The organism is Caballeronia sp. LZ035 (genome assembly GCF_031451175.1).
Taxonomy (GTDB): Bacteria; Pseudomonadota; Gammaproteobacteria; order Burkholderiales; family Burkholderiaceae; genus Caballeronia.
This window is the reverse complement of the sequence record NZ_JARUXS010000003.1, coordinates 1057873-1070872: the sequence shown is the minus strand read 5'-3', so window position 1 is coordinate 1070872 and position 13000 is coordinate 1057873. Positions and strand designations below refer to the sequence as shown.

Here is a 13000-nt window from a genome sequence, read left to right as displayed (position 1 = left end):
CATATGCCGGATGGCATTTTGCGTTATGCATGTTGAATGCAGAATGCGGGCGGGAATGTCACGCGTGGATGGCGTGAACGTCGTCGCTCGCTGGGAACGGTGATAACGCTGAACAGAGAGGCAACGGCATGAAACCAGAGACAAGCGGATTGAAGATCCTGCTCACGCTGACGGCAAGTCTGGCGATGGGCGTGTCGGGCGCCGTGATGGCGCAATCAGGCGGGAACGGCAATGGCGGATCGGGTGGCGGCAATGCGCACGGCGCGGCGACTTCCGGCCCCACGGCTGGCGGCGACAATACGTCCATGCCCGGCAGTACGCGCCCGGGCCCGCACTTCAAGCACAAGAAGAAGGCCAGGCCGGCGCCGTCCAACGCGCAGTGACGTGCCCGGTGGAGTACGGGTACGGTAAGCGTGCGTCCAGGCGAAATGATTCAGGCTGCTGCGACGCCTTCGATGTCGATGTCGTCGGTCCCGAGGCGCGAGAAGATGTCGCAGACGGCGCGCATCTCCGCCTCATCGCGAATGCTGACGATGACGCGCGTCACGCCGCACAGCGTGTCGGCGTCGCCGCCGTCCGCGCCGAAGGACGGCAGGATGTCGTCGCCGGTGATGTCGAGACCGAACGGGTACTCATGGGTATCGACGACGCCAAGATGTTCGCCGTGACCGGCGTATTCGGCTGAGATCCATTGGTTTTGCGCCGCCGCACTTTGCACCACCGAACTGTGAAAGTCCGCAAAGCCGGTCATGCTGGCCACGCGGACGCGGTCACCCGCGATGCCTTCCGCGCGGAGGTCCTCGAGTGCTTCGTCGAGCTTGCGGGAGCCGAAAAACGCTCCGGTTACTTCTCGCATCATTACTTGTCTCCTTGCTGCTGCCTCGGTGCCACGAATTCAGTATCGCCGTGAAGCGAGCGGTTGTGAACGCGGGTTCATACCGGTTGTCGCCCTGAGGGATCGGGAAAAGCGCGAGAGGCACAGGGCGCCACGCACATGGGCGCGGTCGCGCGACACACCGGACAAACCGCTATTCGGGCTCGCAAGGGCGCGAGGAGATGGCAAATCCAACGGATGCGGACCGGGATAGGCGAGCCTGACGACGAGACGAACGCACTGGCCGATTGTGGAAGGCAGACGCGGCCAAAACCCTGATTCACCTGTAGCGATCCGAGGTGCGTTCACTTCATGCGGTACATGAACTTTACGCCGCAGAGAGCCGATTATCAACGGTTTGATGCGGCCCTAAACGCTTGATGTGCAAGGTTTTTAGGGGCGATTTGTCGCAGGCGAGCTAGCGGTCACGATATTGGCATGCTGCATGATGCATACAAAAAACCGCGCGAGCGATCAGTCATCGTACAAGCTCTCTTGCGCCCTATAATGGGCGATCGAGCATATTCATGACCGGCCCATTTATGTCCCAAGCACTGTCGTCTGGCGCGCTGCGCCGCTCCCGCAATCTGACCGAGGAAGTCGTCGCTGAATTGTCAGAGCGCATCAGCAGCGGCGCACTTCAGCCCGGTGACAAGCTGCCAACTGAATCGGAGATCATGGCGCAGCTCGGCGTCAGCCGCACGGTCGTGCGTGAATCGATCTCGCGCTTGCAGGCCGCGCGTCTCGTGCAGACACGGCATGGCATCGGCACCTTCGTGCTGGAGGCGACCGATCACGACCGCTTCCAGATCGAGGCCGCGGGAGACCTCACCGTGCGCGACGTGATGGCGATTCTCGAACTGCGCATCAGCCTTGAAGCCGAAGCGGCCGGACTTGCCGCCATGCGTCGCACGGACGAAAATCTTGCGCAGATGCGTCGCGCGCTCGACGAGTTCGAACGACTGATCGAAGCGGGCGAGAGCAGTGCGGTCACCGCTGATGTCGCCTTCCATCTCGAACTTGCAAAGGCCACGGGCAACCGGTATTTCCACAGCATCCTGAGCCAGCTCGGCAACACCATCATTCCGCGCACACGGGTCAACTCCGCGGCGCTCGCTCATCACGATCCCGGCAGCTATCTCGATCGCGTGAATCGCGAGCATGAAGATATCTTCGATGCCATCGAGCGTCGCGATCCCGAAGCCGCGCGCGCCGCGATGCGCATGCATCTGTCGAACAGCCGCGAACGTCTGCGTCGCGCGCACGAGGCTTCGGGCAAGGCACACGAGGCCTGAGCTGCCCGCATGCAAGCCGGAACCGGGGCAACATCCCGCCCGGGCTCTTTACCATGGCATGCCGCAAACGGCTCGACGTTTCACACACCTGCGCGCTACGCCTCGTCAAGCATGACCGAGAGCGTGCCGGCTTCGCTCTGCACGCCCGCATCAAGATCGATCTCGTGCGGCGCCATCTTTGCAATGGCCCGCAGCAGGCGTGGCGAGAAGCCCGCGCCGAAACGTGCGAGGGCGTCGTTGCGCGTGGCTTCGTCGGCATGCGAGAGCGCGCGCAGTTCACTCAACGGCAAGCCCACGAACAGATCGATTGCGTAAGGCGGCGCATCGGCGTCGGCATCGGTTTGCGGCGAACCCGGCGCACGTATGCGCAAGCCGGGCTGCAGATGCGACGCCAGTTCCGCGCTCACCCGATAAGGCGCTTCGGCCTCCAGCGCGCCACGTGCCTCGCTGATCAGAAAAGGGGCGACGTCCTGGAGACGCGCCAGTTCTTCGTCGGACAGCAACATGGATGTTCTCCCTGCGGATTCGGGTCACGTTATCACGGCGCGCAGCACGTGTCGGTCCAGCGTGCGTTCACGACAGCGTCATTCGCGATGTTCCGCGATGCAGGCGGCAATCGCTTCGGTCACGGCATCCGCGGCATCGCGATGCGGTGAGTGACCGCACTGCGACAACTTGACGAGCTGCGCGTGCGGCACGGCTTCCTGAATCCTGTCGAGTTGCAGCATCGATGCATATTCGTCATCGTGTCCCTGAATGGCGAGCAGCGGCTGTCGTATCGCGGCGATCTCGGCGGTGATGTCCCAATGCAGGAACTCGGGATTGAGCCATGCGTCGTTCCAGCCGTAAAAGGCGGAATCCACGTCATCGTGATAGGCGCTCAGCCTGTCTCGCAGCGCACTCGTCTCGTAGACCACGCGTGTTTCCCTGATCGCCTGCACCGTCATCGGTTCCACGAACGCATGCGGCGCCATGATCGCGGCGCCCGCCAGGGCATCGGGAAATGCGCTGGCATAGAGCAGGGCGATCGTGCCGCCGTCGCTATGACCGACGAGCCACATGCGCGCACGTTCCGTGGAATCGATGCGCAATGCGTCGAGCAAGGCGGGCAACACGATCTGCGCCTGCTGATGCAGGAAGCTCACCGGCCAGGTTTCTCCAGGGCGGCGCGCAGTCGAGCGTCCATAGCCCGGACGCGAAAAGACCAGCCCGCGACATTGCAGCCGGTCACACAGCTCTTGTGGCCAACGCTTCCATAACTTTACCGAGCCCAGTCCCTCATGCAGGAACACGATGATGGGCGCGTCGTCGCGTTCGGCATTGAGCCACTCGTATTCGACACGTACGGGATACGCGCCGCCGTTCAAATCGGCAAAAGAAACAGACTGACCTGTCTGAAATGTCATGTTCGAAGATCGACAAGATAACAGCACAAAGATTAACAGACGCCGTCGGGCGGTTATGCGAACCTCCTTTGCGAGCATGCATCGGAAGAGTGCATACAAGGTAATGAATAAAGCTATTGAATCGCAAGCGCCACACGAAAAACCGGGATATCAGTCCATTTGATTTTTTTCTCTGGACTCGCCTGAACTTTTTCTGCGAAAGTCATTCGTAAGAATGCACGCAATGCTGCGTTAAACATTGGCCCTATTTTTGAACGTCGCTTATGGAGAGTGCTGGATGAAACGACCTAAACGAATGTTGCTGGAGAACATTGCCTGGGCGCGTGAAACCGCGCATGCCGATGCGGACTTCTTTCCTCGCCTGGCGCAAGGTCAGAGCCCTCGCGTGCTGTGGATCGGTTGCTCCGACAGCCGTGTGCCGGCCGAGACGGTCACGAATTCCGATCCCGGCGATCTCTTCGTTCATCGCAACATCGCCAATCTGTTCTGTCCATCCGACGACAATACGTTGAGCGTGCTGGAATATGCCGTGCGCGTGCTGAAGGTCGATCACGTCATTGTTTGCGGCCATTACGGCTGCGGCGGTGTGCGTGCGTCGCTGCTGCCGTTGTCGAACGACCTGCCGCATGTCAATCGCCGCATTGCGCCGCTATGCGCACTGGGCGAAACGCATCGCGACCATCTCGCGACCTTTGCGGACCTCGATAGCCGCGCCAACCGGCTTGCCGAACTGAGCGTGTTCGAACAGGTGCGTCTGCTGCGCGAGAACGCGATCATTCGTGAACGCGAGACCCCTCCGCTCGTGCATGGTTGGATCTTCGGTCTGCATGACGGACATCTCAAGGTGCTCGCCTCAGGTTATGAAAACGAATCCGGTCATCAAGGCGGCGGACAAGTAGGCGCTGCTCTGCTCGAAACAGTCTAGGCACTCAATTCAGCCGTTGCATCTTATGCGATGTCGCGAAAGCGACGCTCGCAGGGATTCACTCGCGCAAACGGAATGACACATGAAAGCAGCTAATCGTTTCGCCAATCTGCCACGCGATTTATTCGCGGGCATTGTCGTGTTTCTCGTCGCATTGCCATTATGTCTCGGCATTGCCAATGCCTCGGGTGTCGAGCCCATTGCCGGCTTGATGGCGGGCATCATCGGCGGCCTCGTCGTGGCCTTGCTGAGCGGCTCGCAATTGAGCGTCAGCGGCCCGGCGGCAGGATTGATCGTGATCGTGGTCGGCGGGATCGCGGGACTGGGCAGCTTCTCCGCATTCCTGCTCGCGGTGCTGCTGGCGGGCGTGATCCAGTTCGGCTTCGGCATGCTTCGGGCGGGACGCTTCGCCGCCTATGTGCCTTCGTCGGTCATCAAGGGCATGCTGGCGGCCATCGGCCTGCTGTTGATCATCAAGCAGATCCCGCTGGCCGCAGGCTTCGCGAACGATGGTGTCCACGTGCCGGCCGGTGAAGGCCTGTTGTCCACGTCCTATGGGCACATATCGGTCGCGGCCTGTTTCATCGCGCTGGTCTCCCTCGGCATGCTCGCAGCGTGGGAAACCGCCGCGCTGCGCCGCTTCGCGCTCGTGCGGCTGGTGCCGGGTCCGCTTGCGGTCGTCGCCTTCGGTGTGGGCGCCACGCTGCTGATCGAGCGCCTGGCGCCGGGCTTCTCGCCGCCCGAGCAGTATCGCGTGGCATTGCCTTCGCTCGAATCGTTCACGGCCTTGACGAAGGCGCTCGAACTGCCCGACTTCACTCAACTGTTCAATCCCGGGGTCTGGCGGCTTGCGGTGACGCTCGCGATCGTCGCGAGTCTCGAGACGCTGCTCAGCCTCGAAGCGGTCGAGCAGATCGATCCGCGGAAGCGCACCGCCAATCCGGATCGTGAACTGAAGGCGCAGGGCATCGGCAACATGCTGGCCGGCGCTGTCGGCGCGCTGCCGATCACCTCCGTGATCGTGCGCAGCTCGGCAAACGTGACGGCGGGCGCGCAGAGCCGCTGGTCGGCGTTCATGCACGGCGTGTTGCTGCTCGTGAGCGTGTTCGGCCTGACGAGTGTGATCAACCTGATTCCGCTCTCGTGTCTTGCCGCCATTCTGATCTTCACGGGACTGAAGCTCGCCAAGCCTTCGCTCTTCGCGTCCGTGGCCAAGGAAGGCTTCGAACGCTTCGCGCCGTTCATCGCGACCATCGCGGGCGTGCTGCTTACCGACCTGTTGATCGGCATCGTCATCGGCATTGCATGCAGTCTGTTTCTCGCCGTGCGTGCCAACCTGCGCCGCCCGATCACGATGGCGCAGCACGACGACCACTACCTTCTGTCGTTCCGCAAGGACGTGTCGTTTCTCTGCAAGGTGACGCTCAAGCGTCAACTCGCGGCGATCCCGGACGGGGCCGTTGTGATTCTCGATGCATCGAGAGCCGACTATGTGGATCCGGACGTGCGTGAAGAGATCGACAAGTTCGTGGCCGCCGCGCCTGCGCGCAACATGCACGTTGAATGCCGGAACATGCCGCGTGTGGAGGAGGAAACGTTCACACCGGTCCGGAGTCGCTGGTTCGGTGCGGCGAGACCGCGTACCGCATCGGAATAGCGCTCGAAGCACGTCTTGCGCCGCGCATCGCGCAAGACGTGCCCGATAACTTCATTCGGTCACGATGGACATCGAGAAGCCGTCCCATCCCTTGCTTCCCACTGTCTGGATGGCCGTGGAGTCGAGGCGGGGATGACTGGCGAGCATGTCGAAGAAGGTGCGCACGCCGGTCACGTCGGGGTCGTCGCTGTGGGTTTCCAGCACCCGTCCACGACGAATCACGTTGTCCGCGACAATCAGCGTTCCCGGACGGCTGAGGCGCAGGACGAGATCGAGATAAGCCGGATAACTTTTCTTGTCGGCGTCGAGAAAGATGAAATCGAACGGCGGAATGCCGTCGCGCACAAAGGACCGCAGCGTGTGCACCGCATCGCCGACGATCACCGACGCCACGCTCGACAGTCCCGCCCGCGCCAGGTTGCCACGCGCCACGTCTGCGTGCGCTTCGACGGCTTCGAGTGTCAGCAGCGTGCCCTCCGAAGGCAGTGCGCGCGCGAGCCATATCGTGCTGTAGCCGCCCAGCGTGCCGAGTTCGAGAATGCGCCGCGCGCCGCGCAGCTTCGCCAGCATGTGCAGCATCTTGCCCTGGTTCGGCGCGACGTTGATGGCGGGCAGTCCTGCGTTCACGCTGTCGCGCAGCGCGGCTTCGAGCACTTCGTCCGGCGCCTGGGTTCGTTCGCAAAGGTATTCGTCCATTGCGATCCACTGCTGTTCGTTCATGCCAACTCCTCGTTATTCACTGGGATGTCCTGCGGTTCACGTAATCGCGGACTGTCACCCTACACCACCGCAAGCACGCGCCGCAAAAGCCGCTGCCCCGATAAATAATTCAGATTGCACCTCGAGCTTGTCATGCGCGTGACATGGCGGCCGCTTGTGCATCGCGACGCATGGCGTGGTCCAGTTGATCGACGGTGAGGCGCAGCGCGTCGATCATCGCGCGTGCGGCCGGCGAGGGTGAGCCGCCCGCGCGCAGCGTGAGTCCGATGTCGCGCCGGGTGTTCTGCATCGCGATGTCGAGTACGGCGAGTTGCCCCGATTCGCGCTCGTAATGCAATTGCTGCGCGGAGACTGCCGCGAGCATGTCGGTATGAAGCAGCAGGCCGCGGATCACCGCGAGGTCCGCGGTTTCGACGGTGGGCATTGGCGGCTTGAGCTTGCCGCGCTTGAACTGTGCTTCGAACATGCCGCGTGCGGGAGCCTGATTGCGCGGCAGGATCCATTGCGCGGTGGTGAGGTCGGCGAGCGCCAGGCCGCGCGCACCAGCAAGCGGATGCCCGCTGCGTGCGATCACGACGATATCCTCCGACATGAAGCGCTCGTTCACGAGTCCGCTCGATGCATCGTTCGGCCGCAGTGCGCCGAGCACGAAATCGATGTCCCCTGCGCGCAGTCCCGCCACGAGCGTTTCGTACGCGCTTTCATCGGTCACGATGCGCACGCCCGGATACTGCGCGGCCACGCGTGCGATCGCGCCTGGCAGGATGAGCGTACGACCGAGCGGCAGCGCGCCGACCGTCACCACGCCCTGAATGGTGCCGCGCAGGGCAGCGAGATCGTCGGGGATATGGCGCAGTTCGTTCAACGCGCGGCGCACGTGCAATACGAAGGTCTCGCCTTCGCTCGTCAGCAGCAGGCCGCGCGGGCTGCGATAGAAGAGTTGCATGCCCGCACCCGTTTCCATGATGCGGATGGCGCTGCTGACCGCAGGTTGGCTGAGTCCAAGGGTCTGCGCGGCGCTCGGCATGTGCCGGTGGCGCGCGAGGGCCGAGAACAGTTGCAGCCGCCGCGTGTTGAGCAGGAACGCCGGCAGCGTGCTGGCCGCCGCGGTCCTGCGGCGCGACTGCCGGGCCGCGCACCACTGCGCGAGTTCCTCCAGTTCCGCGAAGATGCGCTGACAGCGCAGCAGCACGGCGCGTCCCGCAGGCGTGGGCAACATGCCGGATGGCCGGCGTTCCAGCAGGGTTTCGCCGACGGCCGCCTCCAGTTCCTGCAACGAACGCGTGACCGCCGATTGCGCGCGGAACAGCGCGGCGGCGGCGCGCGTGGCGCTGCCGGTCTCGGCCACGAGGCGGAACGCGCGCAAATAGGCGAGGTTGAGAAGGTCGCGTGAGTCCATGAGTGTCCGGCATGCATGTGGATGCCATCAGTTTAATTTATCGCTCGGTGAAGCATTGGAAGCATGCACGCTCAGTCTTTCCTAACTCTGCACAGCCATCATGCCTTCATGCAAACAACGACGGTCACTCGAACAGCGTGCCGTCCAACGAACGGAGGCAACGCCATGTACCCGCATATTCTCGTCGCCGTGGGCCCCGGCTTCAGCGAAGCTGCCTTGTCGAAAGCTATCGAACTGGCGCGCGGCAATCATGCCCGCATCACGCTCCTGCACGTGATCGAATCCGCCCCGTGGTGGGCAGGCTGGTCGGTCGAGACGTTCTGCAACATGCCGGAGCTCGTCGATCAACTCGCGCTGGCGATTCGCGGCCACTGCGAAAAGATGCTGGCGCACGCGGGCATGGAGGCGGACTGGGAAACGCGCAGGCTTCCCGAGGACGGCCATAGCATCGGCGGTGTGATCGCTGTCGAAGCGAACCGGCTGGATGTCGATGTCATCGTGCTGGGTGCGGGCAGGTCGTCGTTCGGCGGCATCGGCATGCATCATGTGCGCAATATCGTGCGCCGCCGCACCGGCCGCAACGTGCTGATCGCGCATGCACCGGCCGCCGACACCTTGCAATGCGCATAGCGCGCTCAGACGTCGAGGATCCGGTAGCGTTGCAGAGCGTCGACCTGCGTCTGAAGATTGAGCAAGCGGTTGTCGCGGCATAGCGCCTGGGCCGCTTCGGCATCGCCCCGGCGCAAGGCTTCGATCACGCCGCGCAAGGTCTGCGCCTGAGAAGCATCCGGCGCGATCAGCCGCAGCGTCAGTTCGCGCACGCGGCGCACCTGATCCACGCATTCGCCGACGATCTGCATGAGTCGCGGATTGCCGCTCAACTCGACGAGCCGCGCATAGAACGCGTCATGCGCCGTCGCCCAGGCATCGCGGTCATCCTTGTCCAGCGCGCGATCCATGTCCATGCACGCTTTTTCTAGCGGCCTGAACTCCTTCACGCCGGGCTTGCGCGCGGCCACGGCGGCAGCCGCCGTGGCTTCGAGACTCGTCTGCACCTGGAAGACTTCCTCGAGGTCCGTCAGCGACACATTGCGCACGCGCATGCCGTGACGCGGAATGATCTGCACGAGCCGCTCGTTCTGCAAGCGGATCAGCGCCTCGCGCACCGGCGTGCGGCTGACCCCGAACCACTGCACCAGTTCCTGTTCCAGCATTTGGGTGCCGGGCCGCAGCGCGTTGCTGAGGATCTGCTCGCGCAGCGCGAGATAGACCGTGTCGGTGGATTTCTCGCGTGGCTTGCTGATTGCTTCAACGGGTCGGGCAGGAGCCATGCTGGGCTTTCCGATAACGTTGCCGTCGATGCACGGAGGACAGGTCGGCCCGCTGATCCATCGGGCGACGGGCTGTCTTCATTATAAGAAAAGAAATTCGCCGCATTGTTTAATGTCTGCATTGAACAATCTGGCGCCGGGAATCATGCGGACAAAAAAGAGCCGCCCCCGAAGGGGCGGCTGAAACGGACTTGCGCGCGGCCGCGCGATCGGGAGAGAGGCCGATCACACCTCAGACTACTTGCGGCAACGACAAGCCCCCGAGGCCGATTGCCGCCGAATGAGCCGGCGAGCGTGATGACGATGTGGAGTCGCGTGGAAAAGAATGTCGTCAAAAGATGCCTATTGCATGTCTTTCCCTCAGACGGTAACGTTTGCGCGCATTCTGCGTGATGCGGCGATGACGGCAAAGCAACGCTTCGTCATGCTGCCATCGCCGCATGCGATGGCCAGCGCCCCTAAAAAAACGTCGCGAACTGCTGGCCGAAACGAGGACATCGTTCATGCAGACGCTCGATCCACTCTCGCTGAGACTCTTCCTTGCCGTGGTCGAGTCCGGCACGATTGCCGCCGCCGCGCAGCGCGAACATATCGCGGCCGCTGCTGTCAGCCGTCGCATCAGCGAGATCGAATCGTCTATCGGCGTGCGCTTGTTGCGCCGCACGAACAAGGGCGTCGTGGCTACCGAGGCCGGCGAGCGGCTCAGGACGCTCGCGCATCGTGCACTGCATCAGATCGACGATATTGTCGTGCAGATGCGCGAATACTCGGGCGGCACGAGCGGCGTCGTGCGCATCGTGGCGAATGTCTCGTCGATCGTGCAGTTCCTGCCGCGCGATCTTCAATCGTTCGCGGTGCTTCATCCGCATGTGCGCATCGAGCTCGACGAGAAACCGAGCGCGCAGGTCGTGCGTGCCGTGGCCGGCAATGCGGCCGACATTGGTATCTTCACGTCCCTGCCGCATGGTTATGCGATCCATACGATTCCCTATCGCGAGGATCATCTCGTACTCGTTGCCCCGCCAGGACACGCGCTGCTTCAGCGGCAGGCGACTGCCTTTGCCGACGTGCTCGAACATGAGTTCATCACGCTGCCTGCTGATGCCGCCATCACGCTGAGCCTCACGCGGGCGTCCAACGATATAGGGCGCTCGGTGCGCGTGCGCATGCAGGTGTCGAGTTACGACGCCCAGTGCCTGATGATCGAAGCGGGTCTCGGTTTCGGCGTCATGCCCGAGGCGGTGGCGCGGCAACACGGGCTGGGCTTTGTGCTGCTCACGGATGCCTGGGCGATGCGTGAACTGCTGATCGGCATCCGCTCGCCCGATGCCTTGCCCGAGGCATGCAGAAAACTGGTCGCCCATCTTGCGCGCGTCTGATGGGGTCGATGCCGACGGGTCCGATGCAGTACCATCGGCTCAACGCGGAGTTTCCGTCAGGGAGTCCAGCATGGCCGCATCGCGCAGCACGGTCGCGCCGCATCCAGCGAGGCGCGTGAAGGTCATCTCGAACGATCATCCCGTCGACACCGCCAAGCCCGCCCGGCTCAACACCGCCGATCTCGCCTATGGCGAACTGCGCCGCCGCATCATCGAAAGTGAACTCACGCCCGGGTCCTATCTGCTCGAACAGGAACTGGGCCTGATGCTGGGCTTCAGCCGCACGCCCATCCGCGAGGCCGCGTTGCGGCTCCAGGGCGAAGGGCTCGTGCAGATCGTGCCGCGTCACGGCATTCGCATCGTCCCTACGTCGATCTCCGACATCAGGCACATCTATCAGGTCTTGATCAGCCTCGAATCCACGGCAGCGGGGCTCGTGGCCGCGCTGCCGGACGCCGATTTGACGCCGCTCGCCGATGCCTGCGACACGATGAGCCGCGCGCTCGAAGCCGGCGACATGCTGACTTGGGCCGAAGCGGACGAGGTCTTCCACGAAACGCTCGTGGCGCTCAGCGGCAATGCGCGGCTGCGGAGCATCGTGATGAATTGCCGTGACCAGGTGCATCGCGTCAGGCGCTTCACGCAGCGGGTCCGGCCGCACCCTCAGCCCGCGAAGTCGATCGAGGAGCATCGCACGATCATCGAAGCATTGCGCTGCGGCGATGCAGCGAAAGCAAGCGCGCTCTATCGCGCTCATCGTGAACGGGGCTGGCGCGATCAGACCGCCGTGCTGCAGCAATACGGCATTCAGCAGGCCTGAAACCATCGCCTGGCGAGCACGAGACAAGGGTATCTACGCCCTGCGTCAAACTGGACTTTCACGAAGTTAATGCATACATTAACTTGCACGGTTATCCACGATGACCGTATTCAAAATCACAAGGCGGGCGCGTGTGCACAGTTTCGCGCACGACGGAAGAAGCCGCCGCTCATGCACGGAGACGCCTACACATGTTTGCCCTTGGAAAGCTTGGGAGAGCCGGTCTGTTTTCGTTCGTGGCGGCCGCCGCGGTCATGTCAGGCTCTGTTCGCGTGCAGGCCGCGCCGCTCACCGTCACGCACTGGGGCGACGGCATGTATGGCGTGCCCTTCGCGGTCGCCATGGACAAGGGTTTCTTCAAGGAAGAGGGCGTCGATGTAACGGGCTTCATCACTTCCGAAGGCGGCGGCACCACGGTGCGCAACGCCATGGCTTCCGAGATTCCCTATGGTGAAGTCGCACTGCCCGCGGCGATCTCGGCGGTCAAGCAGGGCGTCGACCTGACCATCGTGCATGGCGGCGTGCAAAGCCTTGCGGATCTCGTGTGGGTCGAACTCAAGAACGGCACGATCACCAACATCCAGCAGATGAAGGGCAAGACCATCGGCTACAGCAGTCCGAAGTCCACGACCGATACCATCGTCACCATCGCGCTGGATCGGGCCGGCCTGACGGGGCAGGTGCAGCGCAAACCGGTCGGCAGTTCGAGCGGCATGCTGACGTCGCTGCAGCAGGGCGCCGTGGACGTGGCCTACATGACCGAGCCGTCGTACAGCGCGAAGAAGGATCAGTTGCGCATCGCGTTCCGTTCGAGCGATATCGTGCCCAACGAAACGCAGACCGTGGGCATCGTGCGCACCGATTACCTCAAGCAGCATCCGGAAGTGATACGCGGCATCATCAAGGCGCGCCGCAAGGCCGTGCAGTACATCGCTGCGCATCGCGAAGAGTCCGCGCAGATTCTCGCGAAGCAGTACAAGATGGACCCGGCCGTTGCGGCCTCGGCGATCAACAACGTGCTCGACGCCGATCCGAAATACTGGAGCGAAGGCGGCTTCGATCGCAAGAGCATGGACGAAGTGCTGAAGGGCCTGATTCTCGTCAAGGCCATTCCCGACGGTGCGTTCGACTGGTCGAAGATCATCGACGAATCGCAGTTGCCCGCCGACCTGCGCGCGGCGAAGTGAGGCCGCA

At 62.9% G+C, this 13000-nt stretch carries 14 protein-coding genes; 8 read left to right on the top strand and 6 right to left on the bottom strand.

Translation table 11 applies throughout. From position 1 onward, the window contains the following. Nucleotides 1-128: 128 nt before the first annotated feature. Nucleotides 129-383: a hypothetical protein gene (locus tag QCE88_RS27555; protein ID WP_309908047.1), complete on the top strand. Its 255-nt coding sequence runs from the start codon at nt 129-131 to the stop codon at nt 381-383. Between the two features lie 50 nt (nt 384-433). On the opposite strand, the gene QCE88_RS27550 is transcribed toward QCE88_RS27555, so the two are convergent. Then, complete coding sequence (locus QCE88_RS27550) at nt 434-859, bottom strand: hypothetical protein (protein ID WP_309908046.1); 426 nt, start codon at nt 857-859, stop codon at nt 434-436. A 557-nt stretch (nt 860-1416) separates the two neighbouring features. On the opposite strand from QCE88_RS27550, the gene QCE88_RS27545 reads away from it, so the two are divergent. Further along, nucleotides 1417-2169: a FadR/GntR family transcriptional regulator gene (locus tag QCE88_RS27545; protein WP_309908791.1), complete on the top strand. Its 753-nt coding sequence runs from the start codon at nt 1417-1419 to the stop codon at nt 2167-2169. 95 nt (nt 2170-2264) lie between these two features. On the opposite strand, the gene QCE88_RS27540 is transcribed toward QCE88_RS27545, so the two are convergent. Beyond that, a complete protein-coding gene (locus QCE88_RS27540; protein ID WP_309908045.1) occupies nt 2265-2675 on the bottom strand; it encodes a hypothetical protein in 411 nt (136 codons plus the stop codon). A gap of 78 nt (nt 2676-2753) precedes the next feature. After that, complete coding sequence (locus QCE88_RS27535) at nt 2754-3575, bottom strand: alpha/beta hydrolase (protein ID WP_309908044.1); 822 nt, start codon at nt 3573-3575, stop codon at nt 2754-2756. Nucleotides 3576-3852: 277 nt separating this feature from the next. On the opposite strand from QCE88_RS27535, the gene QCE88_RS27530 reads away from it, so the two are divergent. Next, nucleotides 3853-4500 carry a carbonic anhydrase gene (locus QCE88_RS27530; protein ID WP_309908043.1) on the top strand — a complete coding sequence of 216 codons (648 nt, stop codon included), beginning with the start codon at nt 3853-3855 and terminating at the stop codon, nt 4498-4500. An 82-nt stretch (nt 4501-4582) separates the two neighbouring features. Beyond that, nucleotides 4583-6157 (top strand): SulP family inorganic anion transporter, encoded by a 1575-nt coding sequence (locus QCE88_RS27525; protein ID WP_309908042.1) that lies wholly within the window; start codon nt 4583-4585, stop codon nt 6155-6157. 51 nt (nt 6158-6208) lie between these two features. Here the strand turns inward: QCE88_RS27525 and QCE88_RS27520 are convergent, their stop codons facing one another. Next, nucleotides 6209-6877, bottom strand: a complete 669-nt coding sequence (locus QCE88_RS27520) for an O-methyltransferase (protein WP_309908041.1) — start codon at nt 6875-6877, stop codon at nt 6209-6211. A 130-nt stretch (nt 6878-7007) separates the two neighbouring features. Next, nucleotides 7008-8276, bottom strand: coding sequence for a LysR family transcriptional regulator (locus tag QCE88_RS27515; RefSeq protein WP_309908040.1), 1269 nt, complete (start codon nt 8274-8276; stop codon nt 7008-7010). Nucleotides 8277-8441: 165 nt separating this feature from the next. On the opposite strand from QCE88_RS27515, the gene QCE88_RS27510 reads away from it, so the two are divergent. Beyond that, nucleotides 8442-8906, top strand: a complete 465-nt coding sequence (locus QCE88_RS27510) for a universal stress protein (protein ID WP_309908039.1) — start codon at nt 8442-8444, stop codon at nt 8904-8906. A gap of 5 nt (nt 8907-8911) precedes the next feature. Here the strand turns inward: QCE88_RS27510 and QCE88_RS27505 are convergent, their stop codons facing one another. Further along, nucleotides 8912-9607, bottom strand: a complete 696-nt coding sequence (locus QCE88_RS27505; RefSeq protein ID WP_309908038.1) for a GntR family transcriptional regulator — start codon at nt 9605-9607, stop codon at nt 8912-8914. A 503-nt stretch (nt 9608-10110) separates the two neighbouring features. On the opposite strand from QCE88_RS27505, the gene QCE88_RS27500 reads away from it, so the two are divergent. The 3 genes from QCE88_RS27500 (at nt 10111) to QCE88_RS27490 (ending at nt 12993) form a co-directional block, all read left to right on the top strand. Further along, complete coding sequence (locus QCE88_RS27500) at nt 10111-10986, top strand: LysR family transcriptional regulator (protein WP_309908037.1); 876 nt, start codon at nt 10111-10113, stop codon at nt 10984-10986. Nucleotides 10987-11056: 70 nt separating this feature from the next. After that, a complete protein-coding gene (locus QCE88_RS27495; protein WP_309908036.1) occupies nt 11057-11806 on the top strand; it encodes a GntR family transcriptional regulator in 750 nt (249 codons plus the stop codon). Between the two features lie 254 nt (nt 11807-12060). Beyond that, nucleotides 12061-12993 carry an ABC transporter substrate-binding protein gene (locus tag QCE88_RS27490; RefSeq protein WP_309908035.1) on the top strand — a complete coding sequence of 311 codons (933 nt, stop codon included), beginning with the start codon at nt 12061-12063 and terminating at the stop codon, nt 12991-12993. The last annotated feature ends 7 nt before the right edge of the window (nt 12994-13000 follow it).